The organism is Paenibacillus sp. FSL H7-0350 (assembly GCF_038593195.1).
Taxonomy (GTDB): Bacteria; Bacillota; Bacilli; order Paenibacillales; family Paenibacillaceae; genus Paenibacillus_AQ.
Genome location: NZ_CP151972.1, coordinates 5,666,972 through 5,692,514 on the forward strand (window position 1 = coordinate 5,666,972; position 25,543 = coordinate 5,692,514).

The window sequence follows — 25,543 nt, forward strand, 5'->3', positions numbered from 1 at the left end:
GCGAAAGGAACCTAATACTGGCGGCTGTAGTCTACCAGGTTGCGCGAAGGCTTGCCGGATTCCAGGTAGGCCTTCATGTTCTCCACGAAGATGTCGACCACCCGGTCGGCATAGCGGTCGGTTACCCCGGCACAGTGAGGGGTGATGATGACCTGCTCCATGTCCCATAGCGGGTGGTCCTCCGGGAGCGGCTCGGTCTCGAAGACATCAAGGCCCGCTCCGGCCAGCTGGCCGCTATTCAGTGCGGCGATCAGGTCGTTAGTATGAGTGGTCACGCCGCGGCCAATATTAATATAGTAGGCCCCCTGCTTGCAGGCGGAGAAGACTTCAGCATCGAACAGGCCCCGTGTCTCATCTGTGAGAGGCAGCGTGTTGACTACGAAGTCCGCTTCACGGACGGAATCCTTCAGTTCCCTAGTGGTGAAAATCTGGTCGAAGCCCTCCACCGGCCGGCCGGAGCGGCTGACACCGATTGTCTTCATCCGGAAGGCCTGGGCGATTCTGGCGGTCTCGCTGCCGATCGCTCCGGTTCCGGCGATGACGATCGTCTTGCCGGTCAGCTCGCTCTCCTGCCCGTCCGAGTGCCAGCGGCGGTTCTGCTGGTTACGGATGGCCGTGTGCATGTTACGTGTGAACATCAGCATGAAGCTGAGGATGACGGCAGTAATCGGTTCCGCATGCACGCCGCTGGCGTTCGTCAGCAGAATTTCGCGCTCTTTCATGGCTTCCAGCGGAAGCTTCTCTACACCGGCGGACCAGGCTTGTACCCAGCGGAGCGGCGAGCCCTGGCGCAGCACGGTGTCACGGATGCCTTTGCCCCAGCCGATAATAATCTCTGCGCCGGCGAGCAGATCCAGATCAGGGTTTCTGGAATCTCCCAGGGTGAGTGTGTACTCTGGTGCAGCGGCCCGGATCAGCTCCTGTTGAGCAGAGGAGAGCTGCTGTATACAAACGATGGATTTAGTCATGATGGTTCCCTCCTGTTCTACATTTCAGTAGAGAAATGGACGATAAGTATAGATAAGCATAACAAATCTGCCTGGAAAGGTGAAATTCGCATGAACCATTTGGACCCGGAGCAAGAAGTAGAGCGCCTGTTCGTTGCCGTGCCGCTGCCTGATAGGCTGCTTGAATATCTGAAGAATGAGTCTGCCCGTGTGTCGTCCGGACTTAAATTTGCGAGATGGACACATTTTAAAGATTTCCATATTACGCTGCAATTTCTTGGAGATACCCCCAGGGAAACTATTCCAGCTCTCTATGAGGCCTTATGGACGGTTGCACGCTCAAGTAAAGGCTTTCAATTGAAGCTCGGCGAATGGGGCACCTTCGGTCTTCCAGACTCGCCAAGAGTGCTCTGGGCGGGGGTTTCCGGAGAATTAGAGCCGCTGAAGGAGCTGCAGCGAAAGGTGGTTTCAGCGACCCTTCCCTTAGGTTATACTCCAGAGATGCGAACGTACAATCCCCATTTGACGGTGGCCCGCAAATATCGCGGAGAAGATCCGTTTACGCTGGAGCGGCTGGGAAATTTACGGATGGAGAACCATCCTTCGGGCCAATTACTTCCAGACATAGGCTGGACGGTAGATGCTTTTGTGGTGTATGCTACCAGGATGCATGCCATTCCTATGTATGAAATGACTGAAAAATTTACATTTTTCTAAATATAAAATCGACAAGAAAGTTTTCAAAGCTTCCATTTTCGGTTACATACAATAGGAATGTGCCGTAAAATAGGAGGTAAAACATGTTGATTTTCAAACAGAGCCGCTATATTGCGCTGCTGGTTGGTGTAATCCTAGTGTCTTTCTCAGCGATAAGTTTGATGAACCCCGAAGGAACTGCTGCTACCGGGGAGAATGTAATAGAAATGGGTAAGCTGAAGTCTGCAAGCCATCAATCGGTAGAGCAGCTTATTCCGCAAGCCGTATCCGTCCTGCATAGGACAAGCCATTCAGCTGAAAATAGTACACCCATGCTCTTCACCACAGCTGCCAAGCCGGTCCATACCTGGACCCGCACGGTGAGTACAGGATGGTTAAGTCCCGAGAAGCTGCAGCACAAGAATGCGGCTAAGCCGGCTTCCATTGTGACTAAGCCTAAGGTAACTGTGGTGAAAGCATCGCCGCCAGCGGCGCAAGCGCTGAAGATCGCGGCAACGGGGACGAAGAGTGTGAAACCAAGCAAGGCTGTAACTCAGCAACATCCCCCCGCAACATTGTTCTTCTCCCGGACCAAGCTACTACCCAAGGAGCATCAAGCTGAAGCTACCTGGAGCTACGCCGTATCCGGAGAAGACCTGCATCTGCTGCAAAAAATCGTCATGGCAGAGGCAGAAGGCGAACCGTACAAGGGCAAGGTGGCAGTTGCCAACGTTGTTCTAAACCGGCTGCGGTCAGCCAATTTTCCCGACACGATCAGAGAAGTAATCTATCAGAAAAGGCAGTTCAGTCCTGTAGCTAACGGGCGTCTTAAGCGCGTAAAGCCAAATTCGGACAGTATTAAGGCTGTAAACGCAGCGCTTATGGGGGTCAAAGAAGTTACGGATGATACCTATTTCTTCCTGTCGCTGACGCTGGCACAGGATCTTACCGTACATCATTCACGTACACTCGCGAAGACCATCGGCAATCATACCTTTTATAAATAATAAGGGTTCTTCCGTAAACAAAAAGATCTTATGCACCAGACGCTATACGTCTATTCAGTTACAGCTATTTGACGCAGCCGGAAGACACAGCCGTACTGCTGGCTCCGATGCCTTGTCAGGTCCGCGGCGCGAAAAGAACCTCCAGCCCCATTTCTATGGGCTGGAGGTTCTTTTGCACCTTCGTATGAATATCAGGATAAGGGCTTATGGTGTGACATAGACGGCTTCTTCTCCCCGTACCTTGGGCGGAGGGGCGCTCCACGCCTCGGAGAAGACGGCTTCCGCAGCTGGCTTGCCGAGCATCTTAAGAATGGTGGCGGCGCAGTGCTGCGGCTGCTGGAGGTCCGGAGAGCTTTTGCGCTTCTTCGGTCCTCCGAATCCGGCATATTCGCTCAGGAGCATGGAGAACCATTTGTCCACAACGCCCGGATCAAGCATCTCGGCGAGCCCCAGCTCGACAAAATACTGGCTGTTCTTCTCTTCCTGGCCGGGGATGGCGTTATAGAACAGCATGGGAATACCTTTGGCCTGGCCTTCCGTGCAGGTCATTCCGCCGGGCTTCGTGATCAGCAGATCCGAGGCATCCATCAGCTTGTTGATCTCGCTGCTGTACCCAAGAATCCTTACGTTGGGATGGTTGAGCAGGGGGTTGGCCTGCATTTTGGCTATAGCCTTGTCGTTGCTGCCCATACAGAAGATAAGCTGGATCTCATTGATCCGGGCAGTGAGCGAGTTCATAATATCCTTGCCGAACATCAGGCCCCAGCCGCCGCCCATAATAAGCGCAGTCGGGATGTCAGCGAGACCCAGCTCCTTCCGCAGCTTGGTCTTACCCTGGGACTCCCAGAACTTCGGATGCACGGGAATCCCGGTCACCGTTACCAGCTCGGAGGGTACGCCGCGTCCCGTAAGAATGGATTTGACCCTGGAGGTCGATACCAGATACCGGTTGGCTTCCGCATTCACCCAGCTGCCGTGGGCATCATAATCTGTAATCAGCGTATAGAACGGCACATCAAGACCCTGGCGCTTCAGCCTGGAGATGACCGCAGCCGGAATCGGATGAGTACAGATAATCAGATCCGGCCGCAGCTGCTCAATGACCTGAGAGGCATGGGTATAAAAAATCCGGTGAAGGGCCAGCTTAGTCAACCGGTTCAGTGATTTATGATATTGGGTCTTATACATCATGCCGACCAGCTTAGGCTGGCTGCTGACAGTTTTGCGGTAAGCGGAAAGAATCCAAGGAGCGACCGTAGGATTCAGGAATTTTCCGAGCTCGAAGACCCGGCACTGAACATCAGGGTTCAGCAGTCGTATTCCTTCAGCCAGAGCATAGGCTGCCCCTGTATGGCCCGTGCCGAAGCCTTCCGAAAACAGCAGTACTCTTTTCTTTCGCATAAGTTCACCTGCAACTTTCCATTAATAGGTAGGTTTGTTAGATAGCTTCATAAGTCCGTCTGCGGTTACTCGCGTACATGCTTCTCCTAATATTATACTAGGGATTTTGCTTCTTTTCTCACATTATACAAATAAGACGTAAATAGAAAGTTAAAACACTGCAATAAAATAAAAAAATTTAGCAAAAGTATTGCAAAGACATAGGCAAAGTGATAAAGTTGGTCTTGACCGAGTGACCGGATTAGTAAATTGGTCAGAACGGGAGTTATAGACGATCCTTCAGGAAAGGGAGTGTATGAATGGCTGTGGTAGATCGAAGGCAGCAGGTGCTTCAGGCGGCGACGAAGTCTTTTTCATTATTCGGGTATAAGGCAACAACGATGGATCAGGTCGCCAAGATTGCCAATGTTGGCAAAGGGACGATTTACACCTTTTTTACGAACAAGGAACAGTTATTTGATGAAATCCTGCGGGACGTCATCATCGAGATGAAAATGATCGCCGAGCGGGAGATTAGGCGTGATAAGCCGTTTTTTGATAATCTGCACCGTGTGCTGGATGCCCTGCTGGAATTTCGTAGCGAACACGAGCTATTCATCAAGCTGTCCCAGGAGAGTCTGGACTTCGGAACGCCGCAGGCTGGTGAAGGACTCGACAAGATCGAGAGTGTGGTGCTTGAATATCTGGAACGGGAGGTGGAGCAGGCCATTCGTCAAGGGGAAATCAAACCCTGCGATCCCCAGATTGTGTCGGTGGTAATGTTCAGGCTATATATCGCGCTTACTGCTGAACTGAGCAAGGTACATGTGCCGTTGACCAAAGAACAGATCAAGCATTATTTTCATCTGTTTTTGGCAGAGGGGCTATCACAGTAGAAGTTAAGTCCGGTATAGGGATGGCGTTTCGCACTGCTGCGCTTTCCCTGATTGGAATGGATGGGCTGAGGCGGATGGTACTGAACAGGATAGACCCTTTTTTTTGCCTTTGATTGACCGAATGGGGAAAACAGTCATCTGGTGTTACTGTAACATTCACGAAACTATCATTTCAAAGCAAGTCATCGTATTTTACAAGAGAGAGCATATGATCATAAGGAGAGAACCAGAATGAAATCTTTATCCGTGTTTATGAAGGATCTTGGCGCGGTATTCAAGAATCCCAAGATGCGCATTTCCATGTTCGCCATTCTATTTATTCCTGTTCTGTACAGCGGATTGTTCCTGAAAGCATTCTGGGACCCTTACGGTAAAATGAACGAGCTTCCGGTAGCGGTTGTCAACCAGGATAAGGGTGCTGACTATGAAGGCACCAAGCTGACCGCCGGAGCAGATCTGGTCACGGAGCTGAAGAAGACGGACGGGTTCAAGTGGAATTTCGTCAGCCGGGAGCAGGCGGAAGCCGGACTTGCAGATAATACCTATTATATGGCGATTGTGGTTCCGGAAGACTTCTCAGCTAAGGCAACTACACTGCTGGATGCAGATCCGCAGCCGGCCAAGATTATCTACGAGCCGAATGAAGGCTACAACTTCCTGGCGGGCCAGATTGGCGGCACTGCAGTGAAGGATATCAAGAGCAAGGTATCCGCCAAGATTACGGAAGCTTACACCAGTTCTGTCTTTGATAAAATCACCAAAATCGCAGACGGTCTGGGCGAAGCCGGAGACGGTGCGACCAAAATCGCAGACGGCGCCACCAAGCTGGATGACGGCGCTCTGAAGCTGAAGGACAATCTGGTTGTCCTGACCGAAGGCACCGGCAAGCTGCTGGATGGCGTAGCGCCGCTGACGCAGGGCGTGAGTGATCTCAATAACGGAGCAGCCGCACTCAAAACCGGCACCAGCACGCTTGCCGGAGGACTGCAGCAGTTATCCGCAGCGCATAAGCAGCTGCAGGAGGGTGTAACGCAGTCGGCAGCGGGAAGCAAGCAGCTGAATGCCGGGTTGCAGAAGACAGTAGCCGGAACGGCTTCGCTGCAGGCCGGAACACAGTCGGCTGTAGCCGGCACCGAGAAGCTGCAGACAGGTACGAAGGCGGTTGTGGACGGCAGCGCGAAGCTTGCGGCCGGATTAAGCTCCTCCGCCGAGGGCAGTGCGAAGCTTGAAGCCGGACTTACGGCTTCGAAGGACGGCAGTGCCAAGACAGCAGCCGGAGCCAAGGCTGTAGCTGATGGTCTGCAGGCGCTGGCGAAGTCGAATCCTCAGCTGGCAGCAAGCCCTGAGGTGCAGAAGCTGCTTGCAGCAAGCGCAGCAGTAGCTGCGGGCACCGCGCAGCTGGACCAGGGTCAGCAGCAGCTCCTGAACGGAGCTGCGGCCCTGAACAGCGGCCAGGGGCAGCTGCTTGAGGGAGCGAATCAGCTGCACAGCGGTTCACAGCAGCTGGATGCAGGTGTAGGCCAGCTGCATGACGGAGCGCAGAAGCTCTACGCAGGCAGTTCGCAGCTGCTGGATGGCCAGAATCAGCTGGCAGCCGGTGCAGCCGCACTGGAGAACGGCGGCGCGAAGCTGACCGCAGGCATGAAGCAGTTCGGCGCGAAGCTGGACGAAGCTGCAGCGGGCGGCGTGAAGCTGGCAGACGGCGGCCGGGCGCTTGAAGCCGGCACTACGAAGCTGCTGGCTGGAGCAGGCAAGCTGGGCAGCGGCCTTAGCTCGGTAGCCGATGGCTCGAAGAAGCTGAGTGACGGAGCAGGGCAGCTGAAGGATGGCCTGGATGATCTGAAGACAGGCTCCGGTGAGCTGGCAAGTAAACTGGGCGATGCGGCTTCGCAGACCAAATCGGTGAACAAGACCGATGGACTGGTATCCATGTTCGCCCAACCGGTACAGATCGAAGAAGTGAAGGTGAACAAGGTGCCTAACTACGGTACAGGATTCGCTCCTTACTTCCTGTCCCTCGGATTGTTCGTAGGTGCTCTGATTTGTACGATTGTTATCCCAATGCGTGATTCCGAAGTCATTGGAGCCAGCCGGTTCAACCGGTTCATGAGCCGTACCCTTACGTTCTCCATGATGAGTGTGCTTCAGGCACTGCTGGCTGTCCTGATTGTCTTGTATGGTCTCGGACTTGAAGTACAGAATGTACCCTTGTTCTACGCGTTCTCGTTCATTACCAGCCTAGCCTTCATGTGGATGATTCAAGCAATTGTTACTTGGCTGGATCAGCCGGGCCGCTTCGTAGTCATTCTGATTCTGATCTTCCAGTTGACTACAAGCGCAGGAACCTTCCCACTGGAGCTGATTCCTAACTGGATGAAGATCTTCAATCCGCTGCTGCCGATGACTTACAGTGTCAAAGGCTTCAAGGCAGTAATCTCTACTGGGGAACTCGGCTCTATGTGGGCCGATGCAGGAACACTTGGTGCTTATGGAATAATATTCCTTGCATTAACCTTCACCTACTTTATGACCCGTGACCGCGGCAATGAAGCTGTGCTGAAAAGTGAACAAGTTTTGACTGTATAAAGCAGCAATATTCTTTGTAAATCATACGAACCAAAAGCGCCCCCTTAGGGGGCGCTTTTGGTTTATTCATAAATATAAATAGCTAAAGGAAGTGCCGTTTTCAGTGCGGGAAAATGGTTGAAACGCTTTCAATGCATAAGCGCTTATTCGTCATTTATGCATAATTATACATTCGACAGTTTTTTTACGCTTTTATTCGCTAAAGCTGCACTGCAAAAGCAAATGTTAATCAAGCTCATAAAAAAGTTTAAATTGCGCTCATGTCAGCTCGATGATAAAATAATAACACCAATTCTGCCTGAATAATTATTAAGATTTTCCGCTGAAAAATTTTCCTGGAATTCCGTCTACTTTATAATAGAGAGGTTGCATGTGATGAGACACACTGAACTGCCCGGCAAACAGGGCCTTTATGATCCCCAGTTCGAAAAAGACGCTTGCGGCATGGGATTTGTCGCGCATATTAAAGGCAAGCCGTCCCATGATATTGTCAGCAATGCGCTGACTATGCTCTTCAATATGGAGCATCGGGGAGGCCAGGGAAGCGAGCCGAACTCTGGAGACGGAGCCGGCATTATGCTGCAGATTCCCCACCGTTTCTTTGCCGGTGAAGCCGCGAAGCTGGGATTTGAGCTTCCGGAGCCGGGCCATTATGGCGTGGGCATGATCTTTCTGTCTCATAACGAGGAGATCCGGGCCCGCCATGAGGCGCTTCTGAGCGAGATTATCGCGGAAGAGGGTCAGCAGGTACTCGGTTACCGCGATGTCCCGACCTTTGACGAAATGCTCGGCAAGACAGCCAAGGCTGCGAAGCCATATGTACGCCAGGTATTTATCGGACGCTCGGAGGGAATCAAGGATGACCTGTCCTTCGAACGCAAGCTGTATGTGATCCGCAAACGGGCAGAACTGGCCATCCGCTACGGCGGGGCAGAAGAAGGCGAATCCTTCTATGTGCCGAGTCTTTCCTGCAAGAAGATCGTATACAAAGGCATGCTGACCACTGTACAGGTAGGACAATTCTATCTGGACCTCCAGGATGAGACACTCGAATCAGCGATTGCGCTGGTCCACTCCCGCTTCAGCACCAACACCTTCCCGAGCTGGGAACGTGCCCACCCATACCGCTTCATGATCCACAACGGTGAAATTAATACCCTTCGCGGCAATGTAAACTGGATGCATGCCCGCCAGTCGCTGTTCAAGAGCGAGAAGTTCGGAGAAGACATCAGCAAGGTTAAGCCGGTGGTGAATCCGGACGGCTCCGATACGGCCATGTTCGATAATACCTTTGAATTCCTCTACCTGAGCGGACGCTCCCTGCCCCATGTGGCGATGATGATGGTTCCTGAGCCTTGGAGCAATCATGACAGCATGGACGAGAAGAAGAAAGCCTTCTATGAATACCACAGCACCCTGATGGAACCGTGGGACGGACCTGCCGCAATGGGCTTCACCGACGGTGTGCAGATTGGGGCCATCCTCGACCGTAACGGTCTGCGTCCTGCGCGTTACTATGTCACCAAAGATGATCTGATTATTCTCTCCTCTGAAGCGGGTGTCCTCGACATTCCTGCAGAAGATGTTCTATACAAAGACCGGCTGAGACCGGGCCGTATGCTGCTCGTGGATACGAAGCAGGGCCGGATTATCTCGGACGAAGAGGTAAAAGCCGAAATCGCCTCCGAGCAGCCTTATCAAGAGTGGCTGGATGAGCATCTGATCGGCCTCGATCAGCTCCCGGATGCACCGGAGCTGCCGAATCCGAAGCATGATAATGTGCAGCAGCTGCAGCAGTCCTTCGGCTATACCTTCGAGGATCTGCGCAAGGTGCTGGAGCCAATGGCCTCCACAGGCGCCGAAGCTGTCGGCTCCATGGGATACGATTCACCGCTGGCCGTGTTATCAGACCGTCCGCAGCGCCTGTACAATTACTTCAAGCAGATGTTCGCCCAGGTTACCAACCCGCCGATTGACGCCATCCGTGAAGAGCTGGTAACGTCCACAGCGACTACAATCGGACCTGAACGCAACCTGCTGAAGGCAGAACCGGAGAGCTGCCGGCAGATCTCGCTGGATTCTCCGATTCTCTCAAACGAGGATTTTGCCAAAATCCGTCATGTCCGCCGTGCGGGCTTCAAGTCAATGTCCATTCCAATTCTCTTCCCGGCAGAGCTGGGGGCAGAAGGGCTGCGAATTGCGCTTGACCGGATGAATGAGGCAGCAGACCGCGTCATGGGCAAGGGCCATAATATTCTTATTCTGTCCGACCGGGGTGTAGACCGCGAGAATGCGGCAATTCCGGCGCTTCTGGCAGTCTCCAGCCTGCATCACCATCTGATCCGCTCTGGAACCCGCACCAAGGTCAGCATTCTGCTGGAATCCGGCGAACCGCGTGAAGTTCATCATTATGCGCTTCTGCTGGGTTATGGTGTAAGTGCGGTCAATCCTTACTTGGCCTTCGAGAGTCTCGATGACATGATCAGCCAAGGCCTGCTCCGCGGAATCTCGCATGAGAAGGCTGTGAAGAACTATATCAAGGCAGCTACGAAGAGCGTTGTCAAAATCCTGTCCAAGATGGGAATCTCTACGATTCAATCCTATCGCGGCGCACAGATTTTTGAAGCGGTCGGGCTGAATTCGGAATTCGTGGACCGTTACTTTACTTGGACGCCTTCGCGTATCGGCGGAATTGGCCTGGAGGAAGTGGCGCAAGAAGCGCTTGCCAGCCATAACCGCGCCTTCACCGACAAAGACGGCAACGATATGGTGCTGGATTCCGGCGGTGAATACCAGTGGCGCAGTGACGGGGAAGAGCATCTGTTCAACCCGCAGACCATTCATCTGCTTCAGCACTCCGTGCGCAGTGGCGATTATGAGATGTATAAAAAGTATGCGGCACTCGTTCAGGGCGAAAGCGAGAAGCATCAGACGCTGCGCTCGATGCTGGAGTTCAAGAGCACCAATGCTCCGGTATCACTGGATGAGGTAGAATCGGCTGAATCGATCATGAAACGCTTCAAGACCGGTGCCATGTCCTTCGGCTCGATCAGCAAGGAAGCACATGAGACGCTGGCCATTGCCATGAACCGCATCGGCGGCAAGAGCAACACCGGTGAAGGCGGAGAAGATCCGGCGCGCTTCATTCCGGATGCTAACGGCGATTCCCGCCGCAGTGCGATCAAGCAGGTCGCTTCGGGACGGTTCGGCGTTACCTCGAACTATCTGGTGAATGCCGACGAGATTCAGATCAAGATGGCACAGGGCGCGAAGCCGGGTGAAGGCGGACAGCTTCCGGGCCGCAAGGTCTACCCTTGGGTGGCAGAGGTCCGCGGTTCAACGGCAGGCGTAGGACTGATCTCGCCGCCGCCGCATCATGATATTTATTCCATTGAGGATCTGGCTGAGCTGATCTATGATCTGAAGAATGCCAATCCGCGTGCCAATATTAACGTGAAGCTCGTCTCTGAGGTTGGCGTAGGCACCATCGCCGCAGGTGTGGCGAAGGGCCGCGCTGATATTATCCTGATTAGCGGTTACGACGGCGGTACCGGCGCTTCGCCGATGAACTCCATCCGTCATGCCGGACTGCCTTGGGAGCTTGGCCTGGCGGAGACCCACCAGACGCTGATGCTGAACAATCTGCGCGACCGTGTCGTGCTGGAGACAGACGGCAAGATGCTCAGCGGGCGCGACCTCGCGGTAGCTGTTCTGCTGGGTGCTGAAGAATACGGCTTCGCTACTGCACCTCTGGTAGCCGTAGGCTGCATCATGATGCGTGTATGCCAGATGGACACCTGTCCAGTGGGCGTAGCGACCCAGAACCCTGAGCTTCGCAAGAACTTCATGGGTGATCCGCAGCATGTGGTGAACTTCATGACCTTCGTGGCACAGGATCTGCGCGAGATTATGGCAGAGCTGGGCTTCCGGACGATTGAAGAGATGGTCGGTCGTACCGATTGCCTGGATGCGGTTAAGGCATCCACACACTGGAAGAAGAAGGGCATTGATCTGAGCAGCCTGCTGCACATTCCGGCTATGCCGGAAGGAAGCACACGCTTCCGCAGCAAGTTCCAGAACCACGGTCTGGAAGAGACCCTGGATATGACCCATCTGCTTGACATTGCTGCACCTGCGCTGGAATCCGGCAAGGCGGTGGAAGCTTCCCTGCCGATCACGAACGTGAACCGTGCCGTGGGTACGATTCTCGGCAGTGAGCTGACGCGCAAATACGGCGCAGCCGGGTTGCCGGACGATACGATCCGGCTGCATTTTACCGGATCAGCGGGACAGAGTCTGGGCGCATTCGTGCCGAAGGGCGTCACCATTACCGTTGAAGGCGACTCGAATGACTATGTCGGCAAAGGGCTGTCCGGAGGCAAGCTGATTATCCGGCCTTCGCGCAAGGCTACCTTCGCGGCAGAAGAGAATATCATCATCGGAAATACGGCGCTGTACGGAGCGACCGGCGGCGAAGCTTACGTGAGCGGCATTGCCGGTGAACGGTTCGCTGTCCGCAACTCCGGGGCGAATGTAGTCGTTGAAGGCGTGGGCGACCACGGCTGCGAATACATGACCGGCGGCCGTGTGGTTGTACTGGGTACAACGGGCCGTAACTTTGCAGCAGGGATGTCGGGCGGTATCGCTTATGTATATGATCCTGACAATACCTTCATCAAACGCTGTAACCTGGAGATGGTGCTGCTGGAGCGGGTAGAGGAAGCGGACGAAATCGCTGAGCTGCATGCTATGATCAGCCGCCATACCCAGCATACAGACAGTAATGCGGGCCGGGCGATTCTGGATTCATGGGATGAGGCCCTGCCGAGATTTGCCCGTGTGATTCCGAAGGATTACAAACGGATGCTGGAGCAGATCCGCAAGGTGGAGCAGAACGGTTTGACCGGCGAAGCTGCACTGATGGCTGCTTTTGAAGCGAATATGCGTGAGCTTGCGCGTGTTGGCGGTTAATGTTCTACATTTCATAAGTGATATGCTTCGGCATTGACGGAGCGCATTGCCAATTCAAGAGGCCACCTCTTTTCATTATGGAAAGAGGTGGCCTCTTATGTTTTTCTTACAGGAAATTAGGGTCTCGTCTGATGGTGATAAAGTATGCATAGAATTGTGGAGGATAAATGCTCCTTCATTTATCCACAGGTATCCACAGGATGCTGGCGCGAGGGTGAGCGGGGCAAATGTATGTGAAAACAGTACGTATTCGGTACACGCGCCCTGCGCTGGTCCAATGTAATCGGTTTTGCGATTACATTCCGTCCTCGCGCCCCGCGCTGGCCGATTATTGCGCTCGCACGCAGGCGTGTGTCCCGAATATACGTGAAAAACAGCATACATTGCACTCGCGCGAGGAGGGATAGCCCGAATGTATGCGAAAAACAGTATACATTTGTGCTATCCCGTTCACCCGTTAGGATGATTTTGTGCCAAGCCGTTTCCACTGGCTTTCACTGCATTTCTTTCCTAATTTCAGGGAAAAGGGAAGGTGTGGTAAAATATATAAATGGTTGAAAATGGGTTGTTGATGCACTGATAAGGTTAATAATAGCTTGAACTGAAAAAGACAATAATAAGATGGGAGTAACGGAGGGGAAGTTTGGAACTGGAGGAGCGGTAGCGTCCGCCTGAAAGCTTTCCGCAGGAAAGCTCGCTTCGGAAGCATAAGCTAGGTTTGGCTTTCTACCGCTGAGACAGCAGTGTAAGGAGGAAATCCAAACTTAGGCAGCGGCCGGAAGTCCAAACTTTTCCCGCAGGTACGACTACATCTAGATTAGAGTCTCTTCAGTTCTGCTATGATTATACCTTATCTTAAACCGCAAGCCCGTTTCACACCAAACCGACGAAAGGAAGTGAAGTTATGCCGAATACGGCAGAAGTGGTGAAGCCCGTAGCCAGCCTGATGGGAGTCACCAAAAAGATCGGCTCCAAAACACTGATCAGCGACTTGACACTCGACATTCCACCCGGGCAAATCTTCGGATTCCTCGGGCCGAACGGAGCCGGTAAAACCACTACCATCCGTATGATGGTAGGACTTATCTCCATTAGCCGCGGGGATATCCTGATCTGCGGACGAAGCATCAAAGACCATTTTGAAGAGGCCATAGCCAACGTGGGGGCCATCGTAGAGAATCCCGAAATGTACAAGTTCCTTACCGGATATCAGAATCTTCGCCAGTACGCCCGCATGGTGCCCGGCGTGACCAAAGAGCGCATCAATGAAGTAGTGGAGCTGGTCGGCCTCAGCCAGCGGATCAATGACCGGGTCAAGACCTATTCATTAGGGATGAGACAGCGGCTGGGGGTGGCCCAGGCTCTGCTGCACCGGCCGAAGCTGCTGATTCTGGACGAGCCGACCAACGGACTGGACCCGCAGGGTATCCGCGAGCTGCGTGATTATCTGCGCAAGCTGTGTCAGACCGAGGGGACAAGCGTTTTTGTCTCCAGTCACCTGCTGTCTGAGATGGAGCTGATGTGCGATAGTGTGGCGATTATCCAGAACGGCCGCCTGATCGATGTGAAGCAGCTTAAGACGGTCGGGGATGCAGCGGTACCGGTGAGCCAGACGTTCTTCGAGGTAGATAACCCTGAGGCTGCACTGGCGCAGATCGGCCAAGGCGTAATCATGGAAGGTGGAATAGCGGTGGAGGCGGTTCGGGAGGAGATTGCCGAGCTGAATGCCAAGCTGGTAGCTGCCGGAATTAAGGTCTACAGCATCAAAGCGATGTCCCGTTCGCTCGAAGATCAATTCTTGGAAATGACAGGAGGTGAAGGCATTGGGTGAGTTCGCTTCTCTCATACATAATGAGAATATCAAAATATTCAGACGTCTGCGGACATGGATTATGCTGATTCTTCTGGCGCTGATGAGTGCGCTGTTTCCGGCGCTGGTTCACTTCACCACGAATGGCAGCGATGTAGTCGGGTTATGGGACAGCTTTCGGACCACCGTAGCCATCGCTTTTTTCCTAAATACTATCTTCACAGCCTTAGTGGCTGCCGACTCCGTAGCGGGCGAATTCACTTGGGGAACGATTAAGCTGCTGCTGATCCGCCCTTGGAGCCGCTCCAAGATTCTGCTCTCGAAATATATCTCGCTGGTTATCTTCAGCCTTGTCAGCACGGGCGTGCTGATCCTATTCGGCTATGGCTCTGCCTTCATTTTCTCTTCATCAACTGCAGGAAATGCAGGGGACATGGTGATGGGCTGGGGGCCAGGGGAATATGTCTTCATGCTGATTCTGTGCAGCTACATTGAGCTGTTCCTGACAGCAGCCATTGCCTTCATGATCTCCAGCGTGTTCCGTTCCAGTGGCCTTGCGATTGTACTGTCGCTGTCGATCATGTTCACCAAGGATATCTTTATCGCCATCTTCAACCCTGACCGGTATGAGTGGGCGAACTATCTGATTTTTGCCCATATGAATCTTAGCAATTATGTGGTGTCGGATACCGGTCCCGGAGGAGCGACGCTGTGGTTCGCGATTGCCGTCCTGGCTGTGTATTATGTTGTATTCATGGCGGTATCATGGATTGTGTTCCGTAAAAGGGATGTAGCAGCGTAAGTAGCAAGATAGGGCTGGCCAGTGGAGCCGTACAGACTGAGTGCTTGCGGCTCATGCGCCCTCCAGCTTACTCTGCTTGCCGTCTCTGCGCTTGGCTGCAGTCTTCTTGGCAGTGACCGTATGCAGCCCGCCCGCTGTCTCAGGGGCGGGCTGTTCGGTCATAGCCACAGCCCCGTTCAGCAGGCTGCCTTCCGAAATGCTCAGGGAACCGGCGGCAATATTGCCGTGCAGCTGTCCCGTTCCGGTGAGAATAAGCTTCCGCTGGGCGGTTACGTCTCCATAAACCTTGCCGGCGATAATAATCTCCTGCGCTTCAATGCTGGAGTGGACGGTGCCTTGCTCACCAACCGTCACAGTACCCTCACATAGAATCTCCCCGCTGAAGTTCCCTTCAATCCTCAGGTTCGTATCGCAATGCACTTTCCCTTCAAGCGTGCCGCCATGTCCGATCAGCGAGTCGGTTGACCTCAGCGAAGCACCCTGCTTACGTCTGTTCCACATTCCCGCATTCCTCCTTATATTCTTGAACTTATAAAGGCTTAACATAATTGAGCGGATTCACCGGCTTGTTCTGCTTCACGACCTGAAAATGCAGATGGGGGCCCGTGCTGCGCCCGGTGCTGCCCAGCATGCCGATCTGCTCCCCTTTGCCGACCCGCTCACCGGGGGTGACCGTCATCTGGTTCAAATGCATGTACCAGGTCTCCAGTCCATTGTCATGCTTGATTATGATGTATTTGCCCCGGGCTCCCATTTGTTCTGCAGAGGTAACCACGCCGCCCAGTGCCGCGTATACTGCATCTCCGATATTTCCCGCAATATCAATCCCGGAATGATAAGCAGAGACACCCTTGAAAGGATCGGAGCGGTAACCGAAGCTGGAGGTGATGACCTTCGAGCCGGTAGGCCACATCACGGCCCGCGCCAGCCGGGCTTGCTTCTCCTGGGCTTGTTTTGCCTGAAACTCCGCTCTTGTTTTGTGTGCCTTCTCGGCCTGTGTAATCGTGCTTGAGATACTGCCAATCATCTCATCCATGATGGTGTGGATCTCCTCGAAGTCGTCCTTTGTCTCCTCAACCAGCCGCTGCGGATCATTCTCGTAGACGGCGACATATTCACCGCCGACCTGCGGATTCGCAGGCAGGCTTAGTGCTGTAGCAGCAGCAGCCCTGATCCGGAAGTTGACGGCAGGCGATACGGCGGCAGAGAGAGCTTCCGGCTGTTCCTGGATGAACGGGCCGGCGCTTAAGCGGCTGATCTTGCCATAGCTTCCGGCAGCAGCAGCCCCGGCTCCGGTATCAGGCAAGTTCGCCACTACCGGCTGGCTGCCTTTGAAGGAAGCTGCTGAGGTTGACGTATCCGCGTTGTAGGTCTTGGCGCCAGCATTTTCAGTGCGGATAGCCTCACTAGAACCGCTACCGGCAGCAGAAGAGGTGGTCTCCTTGTTGATCAGTGATTGCAGCTGCTCTTCCAGCTCAGTCACACTCTTCAGCTTGTCTTTAATGCTCTCCGCTTCCTCCGAGAGCTCGCTTACCTGGCCGCGCAGCTGCTGTAGCGCTTGTTCCTTATCTGCAACCTTCAGCTCCATGCGGATATTGGTCAGTGATAAGGCGGCCGCTTCGGCCTCCAGCTCGGCGATCGACCGGGAAGCATGGATATGCATGGAGGTGACCAGACTGGAGAGGGACAGAGCGGCTGCAGCAGGCAGCGCCAGAGCGAAGGGCTTCGACATTTGCAGCTGCTTCACAGGCCGTCCGGCCTCACGCATAACGAGCAGCGTAATCTTTTTCTGACTGGGCTGACTCTTCATAACGTCTCCTTACTGCGGCCATGGCAGCCGCTTGGTATGAACTGACTGAAACAACTGTCGGGGTGCAGGGGGCTTATCCGATTCGTCCTACTACTCTATGTATTCCATAACTAAGGTGAACATGACAACGGTTTACTTGAATAAAGAAGGAGAGTTAAGGCAAAACCTGTAGTAAGCGCAGGCTTCTGCCGTGGCAGATTCCTCATGAAAGTTAGTAAGTACCGTCTATGCCCGCAGAGATAGTAAGAGTTCATTCAGTTAATCAGGAGGCCTGGAATGAGAATATTTGCCGTTATCTTGTGTCTTTTTATTGTGCAGCTTGCCATTATTACCGCTTCCGAATTCCGCCGTCCGCAGCGGGCACTTGCCTGGATATGTATTACCTTCTGCTGCCCGCCGCTGGGCCTGCTGTTCTACTATTTCCTGGGCCGTGATTACTGGCAGAGCCGCAAGCTTGGCAACCGGTGCGTCTCTCTGCTGCGGGAAATCCGCATTCATGTTACCGGCAAGATTCATAAGGTCAAGCAGGTGGAGGATACCGGCAACCCCGGATTTGAACACCGCCCTGAGCTGCTGCACCTGTTCTCGGGACTGGCGGACAGTCCGGTTACAAGCCATAACCGGTGTGAAGTGTTGTCCAGCGCGCAGGCAGCGTATAAGTCCATGCTGGAGGTGATGGAGGGTGCGCAGGAGCATATCCACATGGAATTTTATATTTTCCGGGAGGACGAGATCGGCCGGCAGTTCCAGGAGCTGATGATCCGCAAGGTACGCCAGGGGGTGAGGGTGCGCCTGCTGTGCGATGGACTGGGAAGCCACAAACTAAGCCGGGGTTTTGTGAATACACTGAAGAACGCGGGAGTGCAGGTCTATTTTTTTCTGCCTCTGCTAACTGCACTGCCGGACCGCCGCTTCAACTACCGCAATCACCGGAAGATTCTGGTGGTGGACGGACTTACCGGATTCACCGGAGGAATGAACATAGGCGATGATTACCTGGGCAAAAATCCGGAAATGGGCTACTGGCGGGATACGCATCTACGACTTGAAGGGGATGCCGTTTATCAGCTGCAATATGTGTTTCTCAAGGACTGGCGGCTGGCAGCCGGGGATATTATCAGCCATCCGCGCTTCTTCCCGGATCATAACTGTAGCGGTAGGGAGGCTGTACAGATTGTCGCGAGCGGGCCGGATGCGGCCATAGATGCTACCCAGGAGATGTATTTCGCTTCTATTTGCGCTGCAAGGCAGCGGATCTGGATGACCTCACCGTATTTCATCCCCGATCCTGCGATAAGCAGGGCGCTGAAGAATGCGGTTCTTAGCGGAGTGGATGTGAGGATCATTATCCCGGCGAAGCCGGATAACAAGCTGGTCTATTATGCCACGCTGTCGTATCTGGAGAATCTGCAGGACGCAGGCGTGAAATTTTACCGATATACCAGAGGGTTCATGCATGCCAAGGTAATGATTATCGACAGCCTGCTGGCCACCGTCGGCAGTGCCAATCTGGACATGCGCAGCTTCTATTCCAACTTTGAGCTGACGGCGGTGCTGCTCCGTCCGGAGATGATTTCAGAGCTGGCTGAGGATTTCAGCAGAGACCAGGAGCAGAGTGAATTCATCGATCCGAAAAAGTTCCGGGAGCGCAGTCGTAATGTCAAACGCATAGAAAGTCTGTGTCAGCTCTTATCGCCGCTATTATGACAGAAAAGATGGCGGAAGCATCGATTATCGAAGGTTATATCAATTTATATGCGTTATTTGACTTTCCTTTATGATATAATGGAAATATAAGAAGAACAGGGGAGAAGGCACGACTGTACGTTCGCTTTCGTAAGCTTCTTAGATATACTATTTATAGGGGGAGTTCTATGACTGTAAGCCAACATATCTTTACGAGTGAAGAACAGAAGAAGCCGCAGAAGTCCGGAGTATTTAAGACGGCAAGATTGGCCCAGCGGATTGTGATGATTGTCATCGGAGCGGCCATGATGTCTGTTGCGCTTGAGATTTTTCTTGTTCCCAATAAGTTGATTGATGGCGGAATCACCGGTATTTCCATTATGTTGTCCCATATTTTCAATATACCGCTCGGTATACTATTGACCCTGCTTAACCTGCCGTTCCTGGTTATCGGGTATAAGCAGATCGGTAAGACATTTGCCTTATCTACTCTATTCGCTGTCATTGTAATGTCCATCGGTACCCAGTTGCTCCATCCTGTTCATCCCATTACGGTTGAGCCGCTGCTGGCAGCAGTATTCGGAGGGGTCATTCTCGGCGTTGGGGTTGGACTCGTTGTCCGTTATGGCGGATCGCTTGACGGTACTGAGATTGTAGCCATTCTTGTGTCCAAGAGGCTTCCGTTCTCTGTAGGGGAAGTTGTTATGTTCTTCAACCTGTTCATTCTGTCCGGCGCAGGCTTTGTGTTCGGCTGGAATAATGCGATGTTCTCCCTGATTGCGTATTACATTGCTTTCAAACTGATCGATATTACACTTGAAGGCTTGGACCAGTCCAAGTCAGTATGGATTATCAGCGATAAATTCCGTGATATCGGCGAAGCCCTGACGGAGCGTCTGGGGCGCGGAGTGACTTATCTTGATGGTGAAGGCGGATTCTCCGGTGACAACAAGAAAGTGATTTTTGTAGTCATCACCCGCTTGGAAGAAGCGAAGCTTAAGTCGATTGTAGAGGATTGGGATTCCGACGCGTTCATCGCCATCGGCAATATCCATGATGTCAAGGGCGGCCGCTTCAAGAAAAAAGCAATTCATTAGCATTAGCGTCACCGGCCCAGCCGTAACGCTTTCGAAGGAAGGTATATTTACGAACGACAGAGTAACCCATACGGCGGTTCTGACTTGCTGCGCCGTATTCCCATATATAATACCTTTCGTCCTGATTGAGGAGGAAGCCAGATAAGCCCGCAGCCTGAGAAGGCATTTGCGGGCTTATTGCTGTCCTGAGGGCAGCTTGGCAATAATCGCTTCGACCGGCTGGGGAGGAACCTTGGCAATCAGATCTCCTAACCGGCTGAGCCGCTCCTCTATATTCAGCAGGTTGAAATCTGTAGGCTTGACGCCCCGTTCAACCTCCTCCCACAGGAGGGGAGTGGAGACGGTGGCCAGCGGCCGGGCGCGCGGGGTGTACGGGGCAGCGAGTGTTTTGCCGCCGTAGTGCTGGAGATAATCGAAGTATATTTTATCCCCGCGATGCTTCTTCAGCCGCTCCAGGGTGAAGAGATCGGGCCGCTTCTCGGTGACATAACGGCCTACGAAATGCCCGATCCGGCGCAGTTCATCGAAGGTCACCCCCGGCCCCACCGGAACAATGATCTGAACTCCGGTGGCTCCCGAGGTTTTGGGAACGGAGTCCAGTCCAAGCGATTTCAGCACCTCCCCTACCACAGCAGCAGCTTCCATAATCCGCGGTTCGACCTCAAGCGAAGGGTCCAGATCAATCATCCACTCGCAGGGCAGCGTACTTCCGGCATAATGGAGGGAAGGGTGGAATTCGAGCGCGGCCAGATTGCCCAGCCAGAGCAGCTCCGGCAGGCCCTGCAGCAAAATGTAGGTGATATCGTCCTGCACCGCCGTGCGGACGAATTCCGGCAGCGGCTCCGGGGCGTTCTTCTGATAGAACGACATCCCGGGAACGCCATGGGGATAGCGGATCACTGTGAGGAGCCGGTCTTTACAATAGCGCAGCAGATAGGGCGAGAGGGCCGCCAGCTTTTGCAGATAGATCTGCTTGGTGATGCCCATCTCGGGCCAGAGCGGTTTGTCGGGATTGGTGATGCTGATTTGCTGCCCGTCTACGGTAATGGTTCCTTTAGCGGATGCTGGCATGGGACATCCCTCCTTAGGCTTGTCTATGTCTGCCTAGTATTTGCCGCGCTGCCGGTTTTCAGTCGGGGTTCCGGCCCGGGATAAGGGCAGTTCACACTTTTTTTGCGCAAAATGTCCCTTTTGGCCCGGGCAGATGCTTATAAGGGTGTCAGCTATAAGAGAGGAGCGTTTTACGATTTTGGATGAAATGGAACACCTCGTTGTTAAGGTGCAAAACGGCGACGTGGAGCAGTACGGGGGGATCGTTGAGGCTGTTCAGCAGCCGATGTACCGTTATTGCAGCCGCCTGCTCGGCAGCGGGGCAGAGGCGGAGGACGCCGTGCAGGAGATTCTGGTCAAAGCCTATCAAAATATCGGCCAGTATCGTCCGCTGGTCAGCTTCTCTTCATGGCTGTATAAAATCGCTTATCATCATTGCCTAGGGGTCATCCGCCAGCGCCAGCGGCAGAGCCGGCTGATGATGCTGCTGCGGCCGCAGAAATACGCGGAAAGCCCGGAGCAGCAGATGGACCGCTTCCTGTTCGATGAACCGCTCGCTGTAGCGCTCTCCCGGCTGAAGGCGGAAGAGAGGAATCTGCTGGTACTGCGGATATTTGAAGAGTTGAGCTTTGCCGAAATTGCCGTGATTCTGGGCAAGAATCAGGATGCGGTCAAAAAAAGATACCGGCGCACGATTGTTAAGCTCACTAACCTGCTGCAATCGCAAAGAGAGGGGGAGGAATCACATTGGACGAGCACTTCACTGCTGAAGAAAAAAGGATAAGACGAATGGGTGCAGGTGAGGCATCGGGCAGCATTGATGTTAAGTCATCCGTTATGGAGCGGGTACGGGCCATCCATGCCCAGCGGCTTGCGTCAGAGGGCGGGGGAACGCCAACTTCACAGGGACAAGCGGAGCCGGGAACGGTGGTGCAGGCGCCTGTGATGACCAGGCAGCTCATACCTCCGCTGCGTCCTGCGGTACAGCGGGGCAGAAGGCTGGCCGCCGGATTCTGCGCAGTCGCGCTACTGGGGCTGGCTGGGTTCAGCATTCTCCGCCATGTGACGGACCAGGAAACTACGGGGAAGGCGCTACAACCGGACTTTGCGGTCATCCGGCAGACGGAGGGGCAGCCATTTGCCTTGAAGGACAGCAGCGGCAGAGTTGTGGCACAGGTGAAGAAGGCTGAATCGAAGGTCTACACGCCCTCTTATACGGGGTCGTCTTCTGCCCGGGAGCGTTACTACAAGCTGAAGGAGCCATATGATCATCAGGCGCAAGCGGAATTACGGCCGGGAGAGACAGCAGCTTATTATGTCAATGACAGTGAATTGATTGCATTGATGAACGGTCTGGGGTATGGAAAACCGCTATTTTTCACCAGCAAAACGGTTACGTATACCAGCTACGCGAAGCTGTCGGCAGCCCGGGAGCAAGCGGGCAAGTGGAGCTTTGCGCTGCCACCCGAGAGAATTGGTCAACTCCGGTTTGCAGAAGGCAGACTGTTCGCAGAAATTCCTTCTTCATTTGATCCAGAGTACGGGGTGGTTCTGGGGGCGCTGAAGGCCAAAACAGAAGCCGCTCCGGACGGAAATCCGCTGGCCTTGGCCTTATTGCCCTTTAAGAGTCTAGCAAGCGCCGAGCTTGATTACCAGGATGGCGGGCAGCAGCATACGCTTTATGTATTCTGGAATAACGCAGCAACTACCGGCCCTTATCAAATTCGCGTATCCCCCGGTCAAACTGCTGAGATTTGGTCTTCTGAAGATAAGGAGCTGCTGTTTATTCCCGGAACTGTTGGCGGAGTTGGGTGGAGCGAGGATTCAACAAGCAAACTGTATTGGTATGACAGTGCCTACGGAGGGCTTGCTTGGATGACGGACCCGCCGAACCAGCGGCTGACCCGGGAACAATGGGAGACCATTGCCGCCGGTATGGTTCAGCGGTGAGGGAACAGCAAATGAACCGGAAGGAAGGGATTGAACTATGATTCAGTTTAAAAAAGCGGCTGTTGCCGCAATATGCATGTCCCTGCTACTCAGCACAGCAGCGGGGCCGGTGGGAGCAGCAGGGACGCTGCCTGACAAATTAAAGAATAAAAGCAACGGTATCCTGGCTACAGAAACGGCTAAACCGGCTGCGCTATCTCCGTTAGACGCATTGCTGGCCAAGGAATATAAGCTTCCCTTGAACGCAGGGGAAATCCGGGCCGTGTATGTAAATGATGCCAAAATTAATACGCTGGATAGTCTGAATATCAGTTACGTGCCGTTTAGTTATACGTCTGTAAGCACAGCGGCGCAGAAATTAACATCAATGGGTGGAGGTGTATTAGTGGCTCCGGCTTCGCTGCCGAAAGATTATGTGCTGAAGGAGGCAATCATCAGCCCTGACATACCTTTTTCGTATGAGGAAGAATATATGCAGCTCAGGGATAAACTCAAGGGGCAATCCACAGCAGCCGGTAAAAAGGTTATCACCAAAATGCTCCCTTGGAGCGGTCATGTTACCACGTTGACCTATACCCGCAAGGGAGAGGTGCTGAGCCTGCGTGCCGAGCCTGCAAGCCAGCTTCCGGCTGGAGTTACACTGGCCTTATTGCCGAAGGACAAGGATGAGCAGGTGAAGGTTAACGGGCAGGAGATGATGTTCACCTCCTTCGGGCCACATCATGACAAGCTGAAATCTCAATTGCAGTGGAGCAGTGCGGATGGCAGCAGAGAGTACACATTAACGGATACCCGGAACACTGTGCAGAGTAAGGCTGAACTGCTGAAGATTGCCGGAAGTCTGACTCCGCAATAGGCAGCTAGACCCCCCTCTGGCTTAAAGAACAAGAGTGTGCGGGCAGATCGACCTGAGCTTGAATCACAGGCTGGCGGAAGGTGCCGGAGGGATTCCATTCCAGAAAATGCAGCTTAAACACCAGCTCAGGCTTAATCCAAACGGAGCCTGAGCTTCGCTGCGGAAGTGCGGCAAACGGCATATGCTCTGTGACAAGTCCCGGAATTCGTGCGGTCAGTGTCCGCCAGTCCTGGACGGTCATTCTGCCCGCCCCGGCATGTCCGATATAATGCAGCTTCCCGGCATCATCATACAGGCCGAAAAGCAGTGCATTCACGATGCCGTCGCGGAAGGTGACGCCCCCGGCGACAGCAGTGACATCAGAGATGATCTTGAGCTTCTGCCAGCGTTTATCTTTGCCGCCGGGCGCATAAGTGCTGTCCAGATCCTTGCAGACGATTCCCTCCAGACTCCCCTGCCGGGCCGCAGTGAGCAGCTGGGCCGGGTCCTGGTAGCTTGGCACCTGCTGCACATGGGGATGGGGCAGCAGCATCTCCTTCAGCATCTCCTGCCGCCTGCAAAGCGGTTCGTCCAGCAGCCAGATGCCGTCACAGTACAGCATATCAAAAACCATATACAGCACCGGAACCTGCGGCTGCACTGCCCGGATCGCCGCCTCGTTCTTCAGACTGTCCCGCCGCATAACCTCGTGGAAAGAGGGCTTGCCGCCGCTGAGCGCAATGACCTCGCCATCCAGAATGAAGGAGCCGGCCCGGCAATAGCTCTCTGGTCCGGCCAGCTCAGGATACTGGAGCGTGCGCCGGTTGCCCCGGCGGTTAATCAGCTCGGCATGGCTCCCGTCGTAATAGGAGATCATCCGCACGCCGTCCCATTTGATCTGGGCGATCCACTGTTCTCCGCTTGGAAGCACAGAGGCCAGCACAGGCTCAAACGGAGTGACGGGCTGAAGTTGAAGGGAACAGGCTGGCTTTGCAGCAGGTGCGGGAGTCCGTCCCCTAGGCACCGGTGACCTTGCTCTTCGCGCTCCGGCGCTTCGGCTTCGGGGCAATCACCGGAATCGGTCCGGTAGCTTCATCTACAACGGGAGCGGCGGTTGTATCGGTTGAAGTCGCAGCGGCAGTGGCCTTGGCCGGACGTTTCTTCGCACCGGCAGCAGGCCTCGGCTTAGCTCCGCTGCCTCCTTTGGCGGGCCCGGGATCGGAAGGAATATGCTGCACAGCCTCGATACTGGCCTGCAGGGCAGCCATCAGATCGATGACATTGTTCTCCTGGCGTGCCGGAGCAATGTGGAACTCTTCGCCGGCAATTTTGTGCGTGATCAGATCAAGCATCCGCTGGCGGTAATCATCGGTATATTTGGCAGGCTCGAACGGGGTGGATAGCTGTGAGATCAGCAGCTTGGCCATATCCAGTTCTTTGTCGTTCACACTGCCCGGCTCCGGCAAGCCCGGGACCTGCGATACCGGACGGACCTCGTCCGGGTAATAGATCGTCTCAATCGCCAGGCAGTCCGCCAGGACGCGGATGGCGGCCAGACTGCTTTTGGAGCGGATGGAGATCTTGGCAATACCGATCTTCCCGGTCTGACGCATAGCCTCCATCAGCAGACGGTAAGCATTCGCGCCTGCCTGATCGGGTGATAAATAGTAGGTCTTCTGGAAATAGATCGGGTCAATCTCCGTCAAATCCACGAAATCCAAGATGGTGATGCTCTTGCTGCTCTCCTCGCTTAGCTGATCCAGCTCCTCCTTGTCGAACAGAACAAACTTGCCCTTCTCATATTCGTACCCCTTGCCGATCTCCTCCCAGGTGACCTCCTTGTCACAGACAGGACATTTACGTACATAAGACAATGGACTGCCGCATTCTTTGTGTATGTAGCGCAGCGAGATGTCTTTATCCTCCGTGGCGGAGAACATCTTGACCGGAACATGCACAAGCCCGAAGCTGATGGCTCCTTTCCAAACGGTATGCATGAGAATCGCCTCCTGATGGGATG

Annotated in this window: 19 protein-coding genes; 12 read left to right on the plus strand and 7 right to left on the minus strand. The window is 53.9% G+C overall.

Going from position 1 to position 25,543, the window contains the following annotated elements:
* Positions 1 to 11: 11 nt before the first annotated feature.
* Positions 12 to 968 (minus strand): D-2-hydroxyacid dehydrogenase, encoded by a 957-nt coding sequence (locus NYE24_RS25700; RefSeq protein WP_342476996.1) that lies wholly within the window; start codon positions 966 to 968, stop codon positions 12 to 14.
* Positions 969 to 1,058: 90 nt separating this feature from the next.
* Between NYE24_RS25700 and thpR the strand changes: the two genes are divergently transcribed.
* Together thpR and NYE24_RS25710 are read left to right on the plus strand one after the other, a co-directional pair.
* Positions 1,059 to 1,664, plus strand: coding sequence for an RNA 2',3'-cyclic phosphodiesterase (gene thpR, locus NYE24_RS25705; RefSeq protein WP_076157132.1), 606 nt, complete (start codon positions 1,059 to 1,061; stop codon positions 1,662 to 1,664).
* Positions 1,665 to 1,747: 83 nt separating this feature from the next.
* Positions 1,748 to 2,650 (plus strand): cell wall hydrolase, encoded by a 903-nt coding sequence (locus NYE24_RS25710; RefSeq protein WP_342476997.1) that lies wholly within the window; start codon positions 1,748 to 1,750, stop codon positions 2,648 to 2,650.
* Positions 2,651 to 2,854: 204 nt separating this feature from the next.
* Here the strand turns inward: NYE24_RS25710 and NYE24_RS25715 are convergent, their stop codons facing one another.
* Positions 2,855 to 4,051 (minus strand): glycosyltransferase, encoded by a 1,197-nt coding sequence (locus tag NYE24_RS25715; protein ID WP_342476998.1) that lies wholly within the window; start codon positions 4,049 to 4,051, stop codon positions 2,855 to 2,857.
* A gap of 299 nt (positions 4,052 to 4,350) precedes the next feature.
* Between NYE24_RS25715 and NYE24_RS25720 the strand changes: the two genes are divergently transcribed.
* The 5 genes from NYE24_RS25720 to NYE24_RS25740 all read left to right on the plus strand — a co-directional run bounded on the left by NYE24_RS25720 (position 4,351) and on the right by NYE24_RS25740 (position 15,095).
* Positions 4,351 to 4,926, plus strand: coding sequence for a TetR/AcrR family transcriptional regulator (locus tag NYE24_RS25720; protein WP_036693681.1), 576 nt, complete (start codon positions 4,351 to 4,353; stop codon positions 4,924 to 4,926).
* A gap of 231 nt (positions 4,927 to 5,157) precedes the next feature.
* Complete coding sequence (locus NYE24_RS25725; protein ID WP_342476999.1) at positions 5,158 to 7,512, plus strand: YhgE/Pip domain-containing protein; 2,355 nt, start codon at positions 5,158 to 5,160, stop codon at positions 7,510 to 7,512.
* Positions 7,513 to 7,887: 375 nt separating this feature from the next.
* Positions 7,888 to 12,483, plus strand: a complete 4,596-nt coding sequence (gltB, locus tag NYE24_RS25730; RefSeq protein WP_342477000.1) for a glutamate synthase large subunit — start codon at positions 7,888 to 7,890, stop codon at positions 12,481 to 12,483.
* 904 nt (positions 12,484 to 13,387) lie between these two features.
* Complete coding sequence (locus NYE24_RS25735) at positions 13,388 to 14,314, plus strand: ABC transporter ATP-binding protein (RefSeq protein ID WP_036693687.1); 927 nt, start codon at positions 13,388 to 13,390, stop codon at positions 14,312 to 14,314.
* Positions 14,307 to 15,095, plus strand: coding sequence for a DUF2705 family protein (locus NYE24_RS25740; protein WP_076157145.1), 789 nt, complete (start codon positions 14,307 to 14,309; stop codon positions 15,093 to 15,095). Before NYE24_RS25735 ends, NYE24_RS25740 begins: the two co-directional genes overlap by 8 nt.
* Before the next feature lie 51 nt (positions 15,096 to 15,146).
* Here NYE24_RS25740 and NYE24_RS25745 read toward each other — a convergent pair whose 3' ends face one another.
* Positions 15,147 to 15,596, minus strand: a complete 450-nt coding sequence (locus NYE24_RS25745; RefSeq protein WP_083677908.1) for a polymer-forming cytoskeletal protein — start codon at positions 15,594 to 15,596, stop codon at positions 15,147 to 15,149.
* 28 nt (positions 15,597 to 15,624) lie between these two features.
* Entirely contained in the window at positions 15,625 to 16,905 is a 1,281-nt protein-coding gene (locus tag NYE24_RS25750; protein ID WP_051493338.1) for a M23 family metallopeptidase, read from the minus strand.
* Between the two features lie 276 nt (positions 16,906 to 17,181).
* On the opposite strand from NYE24_RS25750, the gene cls reads away from it, so the two are divergent.
* Positions 17,182 to 18,612, plus strand: a complete 1,431-nt coding sequence (gene cls, locus NYE24_RS25755; RefSeq protein WP_341028968.1) for a cardiolipin synthase — start codon at positions 17,182 to 17,184, stop codon at positions 18,610 to 18,612.
* Between the two features lie 167 nt (positions 18,613 to 18,779).
* Positions 18,780 to 19,688: a YitT family protein gene (locus NYE24_RS25760; RefSeq protein ID WP_036693693.1), complete on the plus strand. Its 909-nt coding sequence runs from the start codon at positions 18,780 to 18,782 to the stop codon at positions 19,686 to 19,688.
* Between the two features lie 174 nt (positions 19,689 to 19,862).
* Here NYE24_RS25760 and ligD read toward each other — a convergent pair whose 3' ends face one another.
* Entirely contained in the window at positions 19,863 to 20,759 is an 897-nt protein-coding gene (ligD, locus tag NYE24_RS25765; protein WP_342477001.1) for a non-homologous end-joining DNA ligase, read from the minus strand.
* Between the two features lie 187 nt (positions 20,760 to 20,946).
* Between ligD and NYE24_RS25770 the strand changes: the two genes are divergently transcribed.
* Genes NYE24_RS25770 through NYE24_RS25780 form a run of 3 tightly spaced genes read left to right on the plus strand, consistent with a single transcriptional unit; the run spans position 20,947 to position 23,544 of the window.
* Complete coding sequence (locus NYE24_RS25770; protein ID WP_256706711.1) at positions 20,947 to 21,522, plus strand: sigma-70 family RNA polymerase sigma factor; 576 nt, start codon at positions 20,947 to 20,949, stop codon at positions 21,520 to 21,522.
* A gap of 5 nt (positions 21,523 to 21,527) precedes the next feature.
* A complete protein-coding gene (locus tag NYE24_RS25775; protein WP_342477002.1) occupies positions 21,528 to 22,688 on the plus strand; it encodes a hypothetical protein in 1,161 nt (386 codons plus the stop codon).
* 37 nt (positions 22,689 to 22,725) lie between these two features.
* Positions 22,726 to 23,544 carry a hypothetical protein gene (locus tag NYE24_RS25780; RefSeq protein WP_342477003.1) on the plus strand — a complete coding sequence of 273 codons (819 nt, stop codon included), beginning with the start codon at positions 22,726 to 22,728 and terminating at the stop codon, positions 23,542 to 23,544.
* A 4-nt stretch (positions 23,545 to 23,548) separates the two neighbouring features.
* Here the strand turns inward: NYE24_RS25780 and NYE24_RS25785 are convergent, their stop codons facing one another.
* Both NYE24_RS25785 and NYE24_RS25790 read right to left on the minus strand, forming a co-directional pair.
* Positions 23,549 to 24,547: a DNA ligase gene (locus NYE24_RS25785; RefSeq protein ID WP_076157160.1), complete on the minus strand. Its 999-nt coding sequence runs from the start codon at positions 24,545 to 24,547 to the stop codon at positions 23,549 to 23,551.
* A complete protein-coding gene (locus NYE24_RS25790; RefSeq protein WP_036693703.1) occupies positions 24,540 to 25,520 on the minus strand; it encodes a Ku protein in 981 nt (326 codons plus the stop codon). The genes NYE24_RS25785 and NYE24_RS25790 overlap by 8 nt, the downstream gene beginning before the upstream one ends.
* Between the last annotated feature and the right edge of the window lie 23 nt (positions 25,521 to 25,543).